This window comes from Microcoleus sp. A006_D1, assembly GCF_036702805.1.
Taxonomy (GTDB): domain Bacteria; phylum Cyanobacteriota; class Cyanobacteriia; order Cyanobacteriales; family Microcoleaceae; genus Microcoleus.
Map to the genome: position 1 here is coordinate 227,189 of NZ_JAUBVZ010000001.1, position 19,182 is coordinate 246,370.

7 protein-coding genes are annotated in these 19,182 nt (G+C 46.2%); 2 read left to right on the top strand and 5 right to left on the bottom strand.

Annotated features, from left to right (window positions below; genetic code table 11):
* Positions 1 to 157: 157 nt before the first annotated feature.
* On the bottom strand, positions 158 to 3,118 hold the full coding sequence (locus QUB68_RS00940) for a tetratricopeptide repeat protein (protein ID WP_332988521.1): 2,961 nt from the start codon (positions 3,116 to 3,118) through the stop codon (positions 158 to 160).
* Between the two features lie 390 nt (positions 3,119 to 3,508).
* Here QUB68_RS00940 and QUB68_RS00945 point away from each other — a divergent pair, with 390 nt between their 5' ends.
* Positions 3,509 to 5,950: a zinc metalloprotease HtpX gene (locus QUB68_RS00945; protein WP_332988523.1), complete on the top strand. Its 2,442-nt coding sequence runs from the start codon at positions 3,509 to 3,511 to the stop codon at positions 5,948 to 5,950.
* Between the two features lie 1,048 nt (positions 5,951 to 6,998).
* Positions 6,999 to 7,574: an RNA recognition motif domain-containing protein gene (locus tag QUB68_RS00950; RefSeq protein ID WP_332988525.1), complete on the top strand. Its 576-nt coding sequence runs from the start codon at positions 6,999 to 7,001 to the stop codon at positions 7,572 to 7,574.
* 258 nt (positions 7,575 to 7,832) lie between these two features.
* Here QUB68_RS00950 and QUB68_RS00955 read toward each other — a convergent pair whose 3' ends face one another.
* From QUB68_RS00955 to QUB68_RS00970, 4 genes are all read right to left on the bottom strand, one after another.
* Positions 7,833 to 8,846 (bottom strand): tellurite resistance TerB family protein, encoded by a 1,014-nt coding sequence (locus tag QUB68_RS00955; RefSeq protein WP_332988527.1) that lies wholly within the window; start codon positions 8,844 to 8,846, stop codon positions 7,833 to 7,835.
* Positions 8,847 to 9,109: 263 nt separating this feature from the next.
* Positions 9,110 to 16,027 carry a CHAT domain-containing protein gene (locus QUB68_RS00960; RefSeq protein WP_332988530.1) on the bottom strand — a complete coding sequence of 2,306 codons (6,918 nt, stop codon included), beginning with the start codon at positions 16,025 to 16,027 and terminating at the stop codon, positions 9,110 to 9,112.
* Between the two features lie 87 nt (positions 16,028 to 16,114).
* A complete protein-coding gene (locus QUB68_RS00965; protein WP_332988532.1) occupies positions 16,115 to 17,311 on the bottom strand; it encodes a tetratricopeptide repeat protein in 1,197 nt (398 codons plus the stop codon).
* Positions 17,308 to 19,170 (bottom strand): CHAT domain-containing tetratricopeptide repeat protein, encoded by a 1,863-nt coding sequence (locus tag QUB68_RS00970; protein ID WP_332988534.1) that lies wholly within the window; start codon positions 19,168 to 19,170, stop codon positions 17,308 to 17,310. The genes QUB68_RS00965 and QUB68_RS00970 overlap by 4 nt, the downstream gene beginning before the upstream one ends.
* Between the last annotated feature and the right edge of the window lie 12 nt (positions 19,171 to 19,182).

Sequence of the window (19,182 nt, forward strand, 5' to 3'; positions counted from 1 at the left end):
AAAAACCCGCCCCCTCTCAACGCAAATACCAATAAACATTTTATGCGATCGGGGTTGGTTGGGTGGGGGCGGGTTTATGAATATTTGGGATGTGAATCTTCGATTGTTGGTGAACCCGCCCCTACAGGAATTACGGTCGATCGGACACGATATTACATCAAGTATCCTCACCCAAATTATCGAGATATTCTTGCAGCGAATCGCGCGTATTGCGAACCGAATCGCTGTTAGGAGCAATGGCTAAAGCTCGATCGAACATTTCCAGCGCCTCTTGCCAATTCTTGAGTGCTTCCTGTCTCTCAGATAATTTTTCTTGCAAATCACCCAATGTTTTCAGCGCATTCCCTTTGTTGTTGAGAGCTTGGTTAGAATTCGGTGCAATTCGTAAAGCAGAATTGTAGGTAGTGATCGCATCAAAATAATACTGTTTGGCAGCTTCAAATTCACTTAGCTTTGCCTGCAAATCACCCATACTTCGGAGCACCATCCCTTTGTTTATGAGAGCAAAGGTATAATCCGGTGCAATTTGCAAAGCAGAATTATAGGCTGAGATCGCATCAAAATAATACTGTTTGGCAGTTTCAAATTCACTTAGCCGTGCTTGCTCACTTAGCCGTGCTTCCAACTGACCCAGACTTTGTAGCGCAATTCCTTTGTTGGTCAGAGCAGAGATATCATTCGTTGCAATAACTAAAGCAGAATCATAGGCTGCGATCGCCTCAGAGTGAGATTTTTTTGCTTCCTCAAATTGACTTAGCTGTGCTTGCACATCACCCAGATAACTCAGCGTATTCCCTTTGTTGTTGAGAGCGTAGTTATATTCCGGTGCAATAAGTAAAGCAGAATTATAGGCTGCGATCGCCTCAGAGTAAGATTGTTTTGCTTTCTCAAATTCACTTAGCTTTGATTGCAAATTACCCAGACTTTGTAGCGCAATTCCTTTGTTGTTAAGAATACGGTGATTATCCGGTGCAATAAGTAAAGCAGAATTATAGGCTGCGATCGACTCTAAATAAGATTGTTTTGCACTTTCATATTCACTTAGATTTGCCTGCAAATCACCGATACATCGTAACGCATTCCCTTTGTTCGTCCGATTGTTAGTCAGAGTAGAAATATCATTCTGTGCAATAATAAGTAAAGCAGAATCAAAGACTGCTATCGCCTTTAAGTAAGATTGTTTTGCAGGTTCAAATTCACTTAGCTGTGCCTGTAAATTACCCAGACATCCCAGCGTAAGTCCTTTGTTGTTGAGTGTAGCCTCATCATCGGGAGTGAGAATGAGTCGGTCATCGTAAGCTGCAACTGCCTCTAAATACTCCTGTTTTGCCTCTGCATATCGAGCCAACTGAGCATAGTAATCTCCCTCCGATCGCGAAATTATGCCCAGCCGAAACTCACTGTTTATCGACAACTCACTTCTAACTGCCAGCAGTGACTCGCATTCCTCATAATGACTCAGCCGCAATGCTTCATCAAACACCTCTTCCCATTCCATCACACCCCGCTCCCAATCCAAGCGATTAGCATGAAAAATTGCCTCAGCCACATCCCCCACTTCCCGATAATGCCCCTCTAAAACCTCATGAGCCCTGCGAGTTTTCTCATTATCCCGATCGGCATCCAAGCGCCGCAATAAATCATGAATCCGATACCAATTATTCCCCTGCTTTTCCGATTTCCACACAAACGAAAAACTCGTCAAAACCTCAAAATTTGCACTACTTACCAGGAAGTGACAAAGCGCTCCCAATTTCATGTACAAATCCTCATCAAAAGCGCGACAAGCACTCAAAGAATGCACAGCCGATCGCACTTCGCGATCCACATACATCAACAAACGATCTGTTAACTCCGCCGTCTTATTTTCCAACTTCGGAATCCGCGCAAAATCCGACGACAGCAACTCAATGCCCCTGCGCCTTTCAGCCAGCACCACATCCGCGCACAAACCCAAATAAAACGGATGTACCTGCAAATTCTCCCAACAATCATCGGGATTAACGCTGGCATATTTAATCACAGCATCCGCCAAATCAGGCTGATCAATCTCCACTTTATGCAAATAATCCTTAGCATCAGCCGGAGACAAATGCCAAACCAATTGTGCATCGATATAATGTTCGGGAATTGGAAACCTCGGCGCATTCTGCCACTGCAATTGTGCGACTGGGGAATCACGCCCCGCCACCGCCACCACAATCCCCAATTTGTAATCCAATGCCCTCAGCAACCGCCGAAACCACTCATCTTGATACCAAAACTTTTCACCCTGAGAATTGCGTTTCTCATCCCACAATTTCTCGTGAGTATCGAACAGCATCACGAGGCGATCTGGTTTATGTTTCCCAGCCATTGCCGCATTCAAATCGCCCGCAAACAATTTCGGCAAACAGTCGATTAACTCAATATCAATATCTTTACGGCGAATTTCATCTGCTTGTTCATCGCTGACACCCAAGCGCGTTTGAATTAATTTCATCGTGCGCTTTATGCCGCCGAATTTATCGATCAATTTCAGCCCCGCCGCCACTTGCGACACGACGGGAAATCCGGCAAAGGTTTCCACAACAGGTGTCAAAAAGTCAATCAAATCGTTGGGGAAAAGTTGGTTGAGAGTTGCGTCAGACTCGCCTTTGTTGAGCAAATACCAAAAGCAAGCAAAATCATAATTAGGAAATTTAAATTTATATTTCTTGGCTGATTCTGCCAGATTGCGCCGCAGCATCAGCAAACCGTAAAATCTATCTTGGGGTTTATCTTCTTTTATCGGTATCAAGCCAAAGTCGTGCCGCACTACGGGTATGGGAGTGTAGGTTTTGGGTTTTGCGTAGCGGACGAAATCGGCAACTTCGGCGGCTTTTGCTTCTGGGATTTCCCGCAATTCTTGCCACACCTGCGGGGGAAATCTTTTGCAGCAGTGAAACTGCAAGTGTTTGAGCAGCAAGGACTTGCCGTTTCCTCCATCTCCGTAAAAATACAAAATTTGTTCGCGGGGCTGGTCTTCGTTTAAATAAAAGGCAAATCGGCGGGTAAATTCGTGTCTGTCGGTGAAAAGTTGCAGTTTGCGATCGTCCGCGATCGATTGGCTTTCAAAGTCTTCGTCGTCTATTGGCATATTTGTTGGGGTGTGGTGGTGGTTTATGGGTGTTTGGTGGGGATTTTCGGTGTGGGCTTTGCTGTTATTTTAACTCGAAAGTATTGAAGATTGGAGTCGGCGGTTGAAACCGCGACTACACGAACAAAGTCCGCCTTCGCGGACTGAAGAAATAAAAGTATTTAAGCCTGATTTGATCAGCTATTGCGCCTTTAAATTGCATATTTGGGACGGGCTAGAAGCCCATCCCACAAGAGTTTTAAGAAAAATAAGTTAATTGGATACCTCGGCCATCTACCCTTAATATTCATCCGTTACATCCGTTACATCCGTTACATCCGTTACACAATCCGTTGCCGAACTTCCTTCCCGTGAGGTTATCTTAGACAAGACACAAGCGCAATCACAGTTATGGCATCTCCAAACAATCAAAATTCGGCGGATTCATCTCTGAAACAGTCTCTAGAGGCTGGGTTAGCTGCTTTGAAACAAAAAGATTACCAAAGCGCGATCGCCCTTTTAGAATCCGTCACCGAAACCGCAGCAAATCAACCGCCCGGAATCCGCGCCCAAATGGGATTAGTGGCGGCGTACAAAGCAACCGGTAATATTAAAAAGGCGATCGCCCTGTGCACATCCCTCACCAAAATCCCCAACACTCAAGTCAAAACCTGGGCCGATCGCACTTTAACCGAATTAACCCCACCTCGCCCCCCAAAACCAGCGGAAACTCTCACCGAAACAGGCTTTGTCGCCTTCAATTCAGCAACGGAATCCGCGAAAAAAACGGTTAAGGGCGATGGCTTACGCCCCGCTTCGCTACGACCAACCCCAGACCAAAAAACCGGATTTTCACCATTAGAGCCGACTAGCGCGCCAGGAAACACCAAATCGCCACATATTTCACCGCCACCTCCACCCCCCAAACCGGCAATATCCACAGAAACCACACCCTATACAGAAACTAGCGACGAAAATAGCCCCGGTTCCCCAACAGATACTTACCAACTCACTTGGCGCGAAGCAGGGCGCGTGAAAAGCCCGCGCCCCCTCAAACAGCTAAAGTTGCTGGAGTTTCGGGTACAAGCCGTTGCAAGTGCGATCGCCCTATTTTTCCTAGCCCGATTTGTCCTACAATTCCTGCTGACAAACACTAATTCTCTGTTAGTTCAGCTTTACATATTTACTAGATTGCCAATTTTCGCGCCGATTCAGCTTTTTTACCGCGATCCGACTCCGTTTGTGCAGTTTGTTTTCGGATTGCTTTTGGCCTCCTCTCCCTGGCTGACAGACGCGCTGCTGAAACTGTTTTGCGGTATCGACACCCTGCGCGGATCGGTTTTATCCAAACACAGCAAGGAAGCTAGCCGCGTACTTCGCAGTTTTTGTACCAAGCAAAATATGCCGGTTCCTGTGCTGAAACTCTTGCCGCTGAATGTTCCTGTGGCTTTCAGTTACGGCTGTTTGCCCCGTTTTGCTCGGATTGCTGTCAGTCAAGGGCTGTTGGATCAATTGACGGATGATGAAATTGCCGCTATTTTCGCGCGGGAGTTGGCGCATATCGCCCACTGGGATTTTGCGCCGATGTCGCTGGCGATGTTGGTGATTCAGATTCCTTACCTTATATATTGGCAGACTGCTTACTGGGGCGAGCGGTTGTGTGATTTAATGACGATCGACTTTTTGCGTCGTACTGTGAGAGTTGTCACCGCTGCAATTTCTGCTACCAGTTACGGGATTTATAAGTTATTGCGCTGGCCGATGTTGTGGTTGTCGCGCCGCAGAGTGTATTTTAGCGATCGAACTTCAGCAGAAATTACCGGCAATCCTAACGGTTTAACGCGGGCTATCGCTAAAATTGCGATCGGCATTGCTGCAAATGTCGAACAGCAAAAACAAACTAGCTTTTTTCTCGAAAGTTTCGATTTATTGTTACCCGTCGGCGTTGGACAAGCTGTAACCCTTGGTAGTGCTGCGTTACACGCGCCGCTAGAACAGATTTTGCTGTGGGATGTCACCAATCCCGATCGCACTTGGTTGACAATTAACAACTCGCATCCTTTGGTGGGAGAGCGTTTGAAGCTGTTGGAACTCTACGCTCAATTCTGGAAACTGGAGACTGAGTTGGATTTGGCGAGTCTGTCGCCCGAACAACCTAAGAAAGCAAAATTGTCTCTGTTTAATTCAATACTCGAATTTAAAGAATCAAAACTATTTTTACAGGGTGCGCCGTTTTTTGGGATTCCGATGAGTTTGGGGATGGTGGCGCTGCTGTGGCTGATTGGGTGGATTTTTTCGAGGACGAGTATTTGGCTGCTGGATTGGCTGGTGGGCGATCGATCGATTCTTTGGGGCTGTTTGCCGATCGGATTTTGTCTCGGTACTTTGATGCGGATTAATTATTTTTTCCCCGACATTACGCCACGAGAAACAACTTCGCCGAGTTTACCGGAGATTTTATCAAATCCTGAGACTCTGCCCATAGATGCTCAACCTGTGCAGATTTCCGGGCAACTTTTGGGTAGGGCTGGTATTGAAAATTGGCTGGGACAGGATTTGATTTTGCAAACGGCGACTGGTTTGGTGAGGTTACACTATGTTTCGAGGTTTGGCCCGATCGGCTCTTTGTACCCATTTTTGATCAAAGAGACGACTCGCCCCAGCGATTTGATCGGAAAACCCGTTGTGGCGACTGGTTGGCTGCGTCGAGGTGGTACTGTGGCGATCGACCTGGAAAGTCTCCGCAGTCAATCCGGGAGAGTCAGTGACAGCGGGCATCCGATTTGGTCTGCGATTTTGGCTTTTGCTGCTGCTGTTTGGGGCGCATACATCATTCTCCAGGGCGGAAGGTGAGGAATAGTTGTCCGATTGTGGCGCGAGTCGCGCACAATGCCCAGCCGGGGATGAGTTTGAGTTAAACAGCGGATGGGCGATCGATCTTCTTGGTGCTCCGCGCGCACCCTACCGAATGTTCTCGCGCAATGCACACCCTACAGTCTATCCGTTACATCCGTTAAATCCGTTAAAAAATCCGTTGCCGAACTTCCTTCTATCCGTTACATCCGTTAAAAAATCCGTTGCCGAACTTCCTTCATCAAGAAAAGTTGCTTTTTTGCCAGCCCTCTGTTACATTAGTTTACAGGAATTGGATTGAACCAAACAGCGCGATAACTTCAGTTGGCTAAAATCGATAAGGCATTGCGTAAAAATTGTCAACCTCCCAACACAGCAAGTTCAGCCAGCCGCTTGTCGGCTGTTTTTTTTCGAGCGCGAAATTACCAGTGCGGGATGAATTCACAAAAGTGATTCAGATGTGGTTTTCGTTAAAATCTGACTGAAATCTTCCTAAATAACTAGCTCTGTTACCCAGGCTGTGATACCTTTAAACAATGGTCGGACACTGCCGGCCCCGATTTAAGGGATACCGGGTAAGTGAGTAGTTCTCAGCATTAGGAGCGAGATTAGAAGTGAGGTAAGATTACTGGCTGAAAAAATGTTAGCGATTTTCTCCCTCACTGTATTAGACTGAATACTGGCATTCCGATCGCTTGCAATTGACATCCTTGGACATAAATTTCTAAACGGCACTGGCTATAAACATTCTGAATCAAAACCGGAAGCAAGTAATACAGAATAGCCAATAGCCTCAACATTTGAGTGATGACTAAAAGTTTACACAACAACCTGAGATTTAAAAGCTCTCTGCATCGGCGGTTAAGTTCCGGCCGGATCAGAGTAAATCATCTTTTTGTTCTAAAAGGTGGGGGGAGCTGTCAAGGTTGGTGGGAGGAATGCGCAAATTCTGCGGTTATGCGGTGTTTTTCTGCGGTCAATGTTCAGTTGACTTCAGGTAATTCTGTTCGAGCAAATTAATTAAAATCCCAGTCTGGAGGAATTTTTCATGTCTATTCGTCTTTATGTTGGCAATCTACCCAAGGAACTCGATCGCCTAGAATTGCAAGAAGTTTTTGCACCGGAGGGCGAATCTGTTACCACAAAGGTAATTACAGACCGCAAAACTGGTAAATGCAGAGGATTTGGTTTTGTGACGGTGCTAACCGACGAACAAGCCGATCAAGTTATTGAGAAATACAACGGCTTGATGTTCAAAGAAAACCCGCTAAAAATAGAGAAGGCATTGCCACGCTCTAAGGGTAAATCTGAGAAGGGTGAAGACGATCAGCAGCAGCCGTCGTCATCGCCTGCCTCACCGCAGTTGGTGTCCGCGTCAGCATCGACATCGCCGTCACTTCCTGTACCTGCGCCGCAGCAACAGCAGCGCTCGGCTCCCCCTACCCAAGGTGGAGGCGGTTCTAGCAAAAGCAATCGCCGTCGGGGTGACAACAACAAGTCTCGCCGTAATCAGTCAACCACAACGGTACCAAACGCTGATTCCGGCTCGGTGCAGCCAGATCCGCGCTGGGCGAGCGCTTTGGAAGAACTCAAGCAAAAATTGGAAGCTCAGGCTGCTAGCTAGTCGAAAATGGCGACTAATTGCTGCTGTCGATCGACTGCGGTTGACTGAGTGTATCTGGAAGTGCGATCGAGAACCGGTCAAAAAGCCTAATTCTCGATCGCACTATTTTCTGCTAAAAAACCTCTCCTATCTAGCACTCCGGTAAAATAACCGCCATAGGTTTGATCGTTCGGACTTCTGTCCTCAGTTATTATAAGGACTAAAGTCCGAACGATCAAACCAGTGCCAATTCTTTAATCGAAAAGGTATAAGTCCTGTTTATTCGACTGGCGAGAATTCCACAGTCTCAATAAACTCGAAAATCTTGTTCATAATCCCCTCAACTTCAGACTCAAGGGAACCCAATTCCTCCTTGTTCTGATAAATTCGCTGACAGCTTACCGTGTAGCAAAAATCGTCAGCGATAAAAGCCATAAGTCCCCGGTAAGCATCCAGCCGAGTCAGAGGGCCGTCGTTTTCTTGCACGCTGAGAGTTGCACCCCCAGGCAAATCGACAACCGCGAAATAAGCTTCTTCATCTTCTAAATACTCCGTGTGAAGTAACTTAGAATTGGCAAATTTAGGAAGAATTCCCCCATCAATAAAAGTGTTGAGAAACGAGCTGAGATAGGCTAATTCGCCCGCTGACTCGATTAATTCTGCCGCTTCACCAGTAATCGGGAAATAATCAATTTTCAGCAAAACGCCAAAGTCGTCAGAAAATGTGACACAGCCTTCTTCCTCGTCAATTCTACCGCCTTGTTGCTCGTCAACGGGAATCGGGACGCTAAAATTGCCTTCAGGAGATACGTACAACGGCCCATCTAAATCTAAATCAGGCTCTTCGACATCTACTTGCGAGTATGCAGCCACTACATCCTCGATAATTTCCTCAGCTTCCTCATCTTCTACACCTAATACTTGCTGGAATTCCTGGAGAAAAGCCAAGTGTTTCTGAGAGACTTCGCCATCTGCGACAAACATGGCTGCGGTGATGGCAAAAGTATCCAACACTAACTCATCTGGCATTGATTCCCAAGCAGTATTAAATAATGCTCCTAAACCGTCTGTGGCGATAATACCTGCGAGTTTTTGAAACATTGCTGACATATCATTTTCCGAGTATTCAGCAAATATTTCTGAGTCCCAAAGTATGCTTTCTAAGATATCTGCGTCTGCGTCAGGGGAATTTGCCTCTGCTCCAACAAGCGCTACCGCCGCTACGGATTCCTCTGGAGTGAAGCTGGCTGCGGATTTGTCTTCTGAATTGAATATTTTATCAAACTTGCCCACAGGTTTTGCTCCAAAAAGTGTTTAGTTTTGCTATTCATACCAAATTTATGACATCAAAAGATAGTCGTCTGGGATACATTTATTTTTGGCAAAATCCCGCCAGTGAATCTAGGGCGATCGCGGAGTGGTGCACCTGACGATTAAAATTTCCGCGCCGGAAACGGCAGCGCCGTGTCTTTAGTCCCCGCGCCGGAAACGGCAGTTCCGTGTCTTTAGTCCCCGCGCCGGACACGGCAGTGCCGTTTCCCTACAGATATCGCCTATTACCAAGGACTGCCAATTATGGTAAACCCTGCCCAAAAATTCGGGTGAGATAAATCTGAATTTGGTACTTGTGCGGCTTGAGTAAGGTCGATCGCACTTTGAATTCCTAGCAACTTACCATCTTTAATTACTACCTGTTTGCGGATCATGGCTATTTGAGCTTGTCTGAGCGCTTCAGCTTTCATGGGAGCCGATCGCAAATTAGCATAAAACTCGGTCATCAGCCCTAAAGTGGCGTAATCATTAACTTTCCACAAACTCGCCAAAGCTGATTTTACACCGCTGCGGACTGCCAGCCCAGCAAAACCCATTTCTGCTGTATTATCGCCGATCGCAGTTTCGCACGCACTCAGCACCAATAACTCGACTTGTCGGCGATCGTACCACTTCGCCGACCGAAATTGATCCAGAGCCAAAGAGCGGTTCCACAAATCAATCTCAGCCTCCTTGCGCCCGTATTGATTTTGCGGAAAACTGGCGTGAGTAGCTAAGTGAACAATATCAAAGGCTTGTTGCTCGCGCTGTTTTCTGAGATTTTCCAGGGTAAAGTCTTGATTGAGAAAAGAAACGCCTGGCCACAGCGGTATTTCGGCAGGATTTCGCGGGTTGTCGGCGGTACTGGCGATCGCAGATAATTCGATCGGCACCGCAGGCAATTTAGGTTTATCGGTGTGAGGAAATTCCGAAGCACCCATTGCCAAAACTTTCGCGTTTTTCAAACTTTGATAATTCGTGTTAGTCAAACTGACACTAGGAATTGAGCCAAGGCTGTACTTTTCTACTAAAAATTGCTCCCCGTCGTGCAAAGCTGCGATCGGCAATTGTCGCAAACCGCTATCGAAGGAAAACACTAGCGTATCGATATTTAACTCTTCTAACTTTGAACGAATCGGCGCAATTAACCACTGGTAAAGTTCCTGAGCAATTGGCAAATATTCTCGCTCTTCCGCCGCATCATTCTTTTTGGCTAGCAAACTGTGAAAAGTTTTCACTTTTGCTAGCAAATCTGTGCTGGTGACAGGGACTTTTTTGAGAATGGGAGGGCCGTCGGGAACTACTAATACTAGCCATAATGCTTCAAAACGGACGAGCGCGTAAACAATCACAGCTTGCTTCCCGGTTTCCTCCTTAATTTTTTTGAGAGTTTCTCTGAGATATTCAACCGTTACTTTTTTGTCGGTGAAATTTTCCCCATAATAATTTTCATAGTCTTGTTCAAAGAGTTGGTCAATCAGGGCAACAGCATCATTAGCATTGCCTTGATCTAATGTTTGTGCGACGCTAAACCTGCTGATTTCTAAGGGAATTAAATTCGGGATATTTGCGGGTGCGGGAGTTGGAATTGGTGCGGGACTTGGTGCGGGAGATGGGGCTGGAATTGGTGCGGGGGCTGGAATTGGTGCGGGAGATGGGACTGGAATTGGTGCAGGGGCTGGAGTTGGAATTGGTGCGGGGGAGGGAGTTGGTGGCGGCGCGATTTGACGGAGGTTTGCCAACCAATCAGGCTGGATTTGAGCAACGGGCTGCTCGATCGGCGCAGGTGCAAGTTTGGGAGTTTCAACTATCCATCCGTCGGGTTTTTCCGAAAGAGAAGAGCCTCGCAAGGGCGCATTTTCCGGCGGGTTTTCTGAAGGCGGTATAAAAGTAAGATTGAGTGGTTGTTCAACGGGCGGTGGTGTTAGGGAAAAGTTGTTTTTTGGATCGGCAAATGCCCAATTAAAAGTGTCGCCTCCCGTTGTAGGATTTGGGGTGACAGAGGTTTTTGCTCCTAATAAATCGCCAATTAACAAAGCTAATTGCTGTTGCGGATTTTGCCCTTGGGCGGGCGCTGCTGCGGGTGCTGCTGTGGTTGCGGGAATGGCTGAGAGTCCAGGTGGAGGTACGGGTTGAATTTGTGCTACAGGCGGGTTGTAAAAGGATTGAAGGGCTGCGGGTGCTGGATTTGTTGCGATCGGGCTTGGAGATGCGATCGGGCTTGGGAGAGCGATCGGCGCAGTGAGTTGGGAAAGCGGAGGAATTGCAGGCGGGGCGGTTATGCGATCGATCGCCCCTGGTGTTGTTGGCTCTGAAGGCTGTGTCGGGCGCGATCGGGGCGGTATTCTGGATGAATCGGCGGTTAGCGGTAGTCGGATGTTGAGGGGAAAACCGGGTATGGGCGCGGGTTCGGAGATTGGCGAGGAAGTGGTTTCGAGTATTGGGGGAAATAGCAGGGCGAGGGTAGTTTCTGTTATTGGAGATGGGGTTGTAGTTGTTGCAGCAGTTGGGGATAGAGTCTCTGTGGTTGAGGATGGAGTTGATGCGGAGTTTTGGGAAGTTGGTGATGAGGTTGGGGCAAATACACGCAGCGGTTGCGATCGTGTCGGTGTCGGCGACGGACTCCCAACACTTATAACTCCAAGCGCAGTAGTTGCAGGTACTGGCGATGGAGTAATTGCAGCCACAGGGGCAGGATTGGGCGTTTCAGCCGCAGGCGCAGGCGCAGGCGCAGCCACAGGCGCAGGAGTCGGAGTGGTTGCAGGAGTCGGAGTGGTTGCAGCCACAGGCGCAGGAGTGGTTGCAGCCACAGGCGCAGGAGTTGGTGTTGCAGCTACAGGTGCAGGAGTTGGTGTTGCAGCTACAGGTGCAGGTGCAGGTGTAGGTGTAGGTGCAGGAGTTGCAGCCACAGGTTCAGGAGTTGCAGCCACAGGTTCAGGAGTTGGAGTGGTTGCAGGCGCAGGAGTTGGTGTTTCAGCTACAGGCGCAGGAGTTGGTGTTGCAGCAGGAGTCGGTGTCGCCGAAGGAGTTGGTGTTGCAGCAGGAGTTGGTGTTGCAGCAGGAGTTGGTGTAGGTGATGGCTGAGGATTTGGAACCGATCGAACTTCAATCTTGTCTGTATCCTGTTTGTGTGTATAAAGATAGCTATTACCAGACGAAATTTTTGACTCAGCCGTGCTATTTCCGCGAGTAATAGCACCAAAAGTTCCGTTAGTTGTTGCATCGCCAACAATAAAAGGCGTCAGTCCATTACCGCCGTGACGCAGCAAAATTGTACCGCCTTTATCCCCTGCACCTCCGGCAGAGGAAATGCTAGCAGCCACCCCATTTCTATCTGGAAAAGAGTTGAGCGCTCGAAAAAACTTTTCAGTCCAAACATAGATATTCCCACCATTACCATTGCCAAGGCTCTGACTATCAATTTGATTGACAGTAATATTACCACCAGCATTTAAAGTAACATTGCCACCATTAGTAGATGAACTTGAATTCAGATTACCTGTTTGAATTGCTCCTTTATCGCTGGTAAGTGTAATTCCCGCTGGCGAGGTGATATTTTGGGCAGTAATGTTATTTGTGGCGCGCACACTCAGAGCCACAGGAGTTGCAGGAAGATCATCTTGAATATTAACGCTGTTAAGAGGAGTCACGCTGCCGACAGGAGCGAAAAACCGAACAATTCCCGCCTCCGGCTTGACAGTCAGATTGTACGGCCCGTCAACTGTAGACTTAAAAGTAATGTCACCAGTCCCTTTAATGCTGACCAACGTATCCCCTGTCAGAGAAATCGCACCTTGGAAGTTAATATCATTGTTTTTGGTAGCGATATTACCATTATTAATAGTTATGCTATTTTTGGCATCAAAAGTCAGTGCACCACCATTACCACTGCCAGTAGCAATAGCATTGACAACGCTTGTGGCTATGCTACCAGTAGGGCTAGTCAAAGTAATATTGCCGCCATTGCCATTAGCAGAAGGAGCGGCTAATGCACCTTTGCTAGTATCAATATTACCGCTGCTGCTAGTTATAGTAATGCTACCACTGTTTGCATTGACACCACTTACCAGCAGGGCGATATCAGATGTAATAATATTGCTGGCAGCTTTGATAGTGATACTGCCGCCGCTATTGCCGCCTAGAGAGTTGAGAATTCCAGCAGTAGTATTAACAATACCTCCACTTTCCAAAACAATATTTCCACCATTTAATGTTCCCTGTGCATTAACAGCACTCGTCGTAACATTGCCACCAGCTTGAAATGTAATTGTGCCTCCATTTCCATTTTGGCTTTTCGATAAAACTTGTTGGGCAGTAGAATTAATTGCTCCACCGCTGGTGAAGTTAATATTGCCACCATTGCCAATAGATTCAGTTGTCACAAGCCCAGTAGTAATATTGCCCGCTGGTGCATTTAGGGTAAGATTGCCTCCGCTACCGCTAAGATTGGATGCCTGTAAAGCTCCTGAGCTGGTTAGAATATTTCCTGTACGACTAAGAAAGTTAATATTTCCACCCAGGGGAGTTAGTGTTTTAGAAACAACAATTATATTGCCAGTTAAAATATCTTTAGCTGCCTCAAATCGAATATTGCCAGCCGCGCCGTTTCCACCCGTTACAGCCGCTATAGAATTTAATCCGCCTGCGGTGGTGTCAATTGTACCATTTTGGCTGGTAAAAACAATATCTCCAGCTCGTCCGCTACCGTTCTCGACGAGACTAATTACGTTGCCTGTAAGAATATTTTTGGCCGCGCTAAAAATGATATTACCAGCATTACCACCCCCACTATTGACAGCACTAATCTCTGCTTTTCTAGTATCAATCGAACCCGCATTACTCGTAAATTGGATTGTCCCTCCCGTTCCCGCACTTGAATATGACTCAGCAGATGCAAGAGAAGAATTAATGATAATATTTTGAGCCGCAGTGAGAGTAATATTGCCGCCATTCTTTACGCCATTAGATACAACATAACTTCCACCATTATCTATAGAGCCAGTTTGACTGGTAAGCGTAATATTACCCCCATTTCCCCCGCTTGTATTGCCGAATCTGGACTGAGCTTCAATTCCGCCATTCTTAATATTACCAGCAGCTTGGATCGTAACTTGTCCGCCGTTGCCACCATAGCCTCTAGCTTGCAATAACCCGGTATTAATATTACCATTTTGGCTGTTGATAGTAATATTTCCTCCTTGCCCCTCAATGCCCGTGAAGGAAGTCCCTCCATCAGAGTATATCTGGGCAGTAGTAACATTTCCAGTCGAATTGATCGAGACATTACCGCCAATTGTCCCAGAAGATCCAGTCACGAGAATGCTGGGTATATTAACGCTACCACCGCTAGTAATAGTGGAATCTTTACCGTTAGCGAGTATAGAGTTGACTGAAATGTCACCAGTGGCTTGAAGCGTAACATTGCCTCCCAACGCTGAGATAGTCGCCTCTGAGTATCCTGTTGTAGATAGTGTGCCGGCTGTGATGTTTCCACCCAACGCTTGTAAGGTGATCGATCCTCCTTGTGTCTGGATAGTATCATTGGTATCTACAAATGTGATTCCGCCACCCGTTGAAGAAATTCTCAGACTACCTGAAGTCAAAGGTAAGGCAACCAAATCTGCTTTACCAGATACCACACCAGTGATATTGCTGATAGTGATGCTTCCTGTTGCTTCTAAAATAATATTGGCATTAGCACCTAGGGCATTAATTTGCCCCCAACTAACAGTATTAGCACCAATATTCCCGTCACCAGCCAATATTTTACTGTCTGGAAGTAGGCTAATACTATCGAGAGATCCACTACCAGCTACGCTATCAACAATCGTCAAGGTAGTTGGATCGAGCAACAACGTGCCAAAACTTCCATTCAATGCCGAAGTATCTACTCCACCTTGGAAAATTAGGTTTTCTTTCCCCGATACTTCCACAAAGCCGCCGTTACCAGAATTGCTGCCACCGCGAGCACTAATGTTTCCATAGAAACCTGTCAGTCCATCCGCCCAAACGATCACCCTGCCGCCATCACCATTTCTGATAGAATCAGCATTGATTGTGGAGTCATTACTCACAAATGTACGCAAGGCATTTGGCACAGTACCTTGACCTTTGTAATCACCGCCAACGCGCACGTTGCCTCCGCCATTAATGCCGGAAGCGTTGATATTGGTATTAATTAAACCCACCCGCGAACCCAACAGGTTGACTGTTCCTCCACTGTCGCCAGAAACATCAACACTACCAGACACAATTGCCGTCCCTGGGTTAGTTGGTACGATTACCCCGGCACCAGTCAACTGTATAGTTCCATCATTGTTGACTGTTACTCCCACTGCATGACTCTCGCCTTTCCCTGTCAGCAATTGAGCAATTGATAAGGTGGAATATTGATAATTAGCAATTGGCAATGAAGCATCAGTAATAGGTTTAATTTCTAAATTTAATAAGTTTCCGGCTTGGCTAATTCTAACTAAACTTTGACCCGGAATCGCCGCCACAGTAATATTTCCTCCCGGTGCAGCAAGTTGTCCGGTACTCAAAATTGTGCCGCCCAACAAACTTAAATTTTGTCCCTGTTTCACCGCCAAACTGCCAAGATTGATAATTCCTCCCGGATGTAGATTTGTAAAAGCAAAAGTGTTGGGAATTCCGACTAATTGTGCATAATTATTTGTACCAACTGCACTAAACCAATTATTGCCGAAACCGATGCCTGTCGCTGTAGTCGCGGTGAAAAAACCGGGAATATTTAAGCTAGAATTTGCACCAAAAACAATCCCCGCAGGATTCATTAAAAATAAATTAGCATTGCCGCCCGTAACTTGAATTATGCCGTTAATCAGCGAAGCATCGCCGCCGACAACTCGCCCTAAAATATTGCGGATATTAGGATTTGAGATAAAATTTGCCGTTTGTCCTTGAGTTAAACCAAACTGTTGGAAACTGTGAAACAAATTTGTGCCATCCCCGGATTGTTGGCCACCTTGGATGTTGAATTGATTGCCATTCGGGGTGATTTGAGTATTTGTGCCGTCAGCGGCGGGAGTAATTTGGGCCGTAGCTGTTTGGGATGGCGTGAAAAGTCCTGTTTCCCAAGTTGCTAAGGCGGTGAAGGAGAGGAGTGTTAGGAGAAATAGATTTTTTGTATCCGATGATTTCATGGTTTTTGTTAGTAGATGATATTTTACACCCTCCAATAGTCCGGCATGGGTTTAAACCCATGCCGGAATTAATCTCACAACCCATTACTATTGCCTATCTTTCCTCCTTTGCGCATCTTGCAATTGCTTCCCTATCTTTTCCACCATCTGCAAATCTCCCAAACTTTGATATCCCTCTTTTGCTAACTTCAAATACTGTATCGCTTCAGCATAATTCCGCATGGATGAATAAACTTGTGCCAAACCGTAACGCGCCTCGGTTAGCTCTTCGATATCATCGGATTTAGCTGTATTCATCGCCCTTTTATAGTATATTTCAGCTTGCGGCATCAGTTGCGATCGCCCTTGATACATTTCTCCCAACATCCGGTAAATTGGCGCTGTCTCAACTCCCGCTGCTGGTAAGCTTTCCAGGATTTCTATGGCTTCGGCATTCAAGTTTGCGCTACGATAAACTTGTGCGATCGCCAATTTCTGACTCGCTGCATTCGGTACCTGTTGCCCGATCGCCCGCACAGCCTCCTTAACCGCATCAACCTCCTTCTCATCCAACAAACTAAACTCTGAATCTCCCTCTAGCAAAGGACTTTCCGAAGAAACTCCCGTATTCGCCTCCACAATCAATCGGTACTTAACACCCGGTTTCAGCGCCGGTTCCCCCGGATACACCGCCTCAGTACCCTTAACCCTCATTTCCCAATTTAACTTTGCTTTATTTTCGAGGATGCTCAACTTATAGCTAGTCGCACCCGCAACCGGATTCCAACGCAAGATTGGCTTATTTCCTAACAATTGCGTCCGCCTTGGACTGATTATATAAGGAATTGGCGCGTTATTCCAGGCAATTTTATTATCACCGCGATCGGGACAGTTAATTAAGTTTATATTGCAGTCTGACTTCGACTTGTCGCTAGCCAACAAACAGCTATTCAATTGATTTTCGCCCGCTTTAATTGACTTAATTCCTAAATCTGCACATTGAATCGTAATTTGTCCATTTTGTGCAGTTTGCAGTTTGTCGCCCGGATAAATTGGTGTACCCGCTGTCGGGCGAATATTTCTGCCATCTTGACGCTGTAACTGCACTTCGCCGCTAATATTTAGGATTTGTCCGTTGGGTATTCTTGTTGTTGCTGCGATTGCTGGGGAAATTATCAGGTTGTTAGCGGATATTTTGGATGAATTGGTGCCACTTCCGAAGCGGGAATGAGGCAAAATATTAACTGAAATGAACGTAAATGCGATCGCGCTTGCACCCATAACAACAGTCGTTTGTTTTTTCATTTAGTTTGTCCTGTTTTTGGTAAACGTTGCTTTGCTAGTTGGATACATTCATCTTGTTTTGGTATGCTGGACTTGGCAGATTTCAGTGTTTCTTCCCAATGTATGAGGGCTTCTTGCGGTTTTCCTTGAGCTTCCAGTACCTTCGCTAAAAGACATTGAGCTTCTGGAGTTTCACTGTTGAGAGATATTGCTATTCTTAAATCTGCTGCCGCTGAATCGTATTGATTTTGATTGAAACGCACCCAACCGCGATTCTTGAAACAAGATGACTTCACTCCATCAAATTGAGTTTGTTCTAAACACATTCCGATCACTTTTAAAGCAGCTTCAGGTTTATTTTTGAGAATCAGGGATTTAGATATTTGGGCATAAGCTTCTGGAAGTCCGCGCCAGACTGCTTGCTGCATTGAGTCTTGCGCGCACTCGTCTTCGTTTAATTGATCGCAAAGTAAAGACAAATTATAGAAAAACTCGCCGTTAGTCGGGTTAATTGATGATGCTATATTGTATGAAGCTTTCGCGATTAAAAATTGATTGCTACGGTGGTTTTTCATCCCAAATGTGTTAATCGCAGATGCTAGATTCGGGCCGATCAATGGATAGCCGATCGCAAAAACAGCTAAACTGATGCTGGTACGCTGCATCAATTTAGTTGGGATCGTAAATTGTGGGTAGCTTGGGTGGCGATCGACAGTTACAGCGTCTGTTTCAGGTGCGGAAGGGCGATCGGCTTCCGGCTGCGGTAACACAAACTCCTCAAACGTCGGATGCTGACACAGCATGGGAATCCCGCTTGCACCCGGAAATTGAGAATCCCATTTCTGCAAGTCATTCTTAGCTTTTCGCACTGCTAAAAATAAAAGCTCTCCCGCAGCCAAATATGTGAATAAATACTTCACAAATTCGTTAGCAACTACATCCGGTAGCGGCGCGCGCATCACAATTATCGATGGTAAATCTAAACCCTCAGCCACGATATCCGTCGCAATTCCCAAGCTTGAACAAGAGTTGAAAATAAGTAACTGCAAGCCCTTGCTAATCGCTTTTTTTAAACCTGCTTTTAACTCTTCTACTTTAATACTATTGCGATCGGGCTTCTGATTGATATACAGCACTCCATTAGCAGCATTATTGTCGCTGTTGCTGTGTCCGGCAAAAAAGAAAACTTGCCAGCCTTTATCATCAAAAAGCTCATCATGCAATTCTTGAGGAGTCGGCTCTTTTAGAAACTGTAAATCGCAGCGATCGCCCAAACGTTGTTGTATAATTCTTTTATCTTCTTCAATGTTGATTCCCTTACTATTCCCAGCAACACACAAAATTCTGCCTTGAGAAGGTAGAGCTATTTCTGCTGCGGTTTTCTCTTGATTTTTTTTGCCATATTGTGAGGAAGTGGGAATTATTTCGCAGTTAGCATAATCTTCGCGAAACGCCCACGCATCCCAAGGTAACTCCCAAATTTCAGGCTGATCTACCTCTAAAAATATTTTAAAACATTCAGATACATTGCCGATGTGCGTCCTGAGTTTTGACTCAATTTTTCTACAAAATTCGTCAGCCTCCAGCCACTTTTTCATGTGCTCCTGCAAGTTCCTATAAACGGCTTCAGGTTTATCCTCAGAAATGTTTGTAACACCCGTGGATTTGACCTTAATCCGAGGATCATAGCTCCGAGGTTTGAGGACATTACACATCATTTTCCATTTGTCATGCAATAGCCCAATTTCCGGCGCTGGCGGCAAGCTTCCCGAAAATTTAATTAAAGTTTTTTCCGACTCTCTGAGTTCCGCTGTAACGTGAGAAAAACCGTTCCCTAAAGTCCCAGAAGCTAAAACCAATATAATACTCTTACTACTCATAAATTAGAGGCG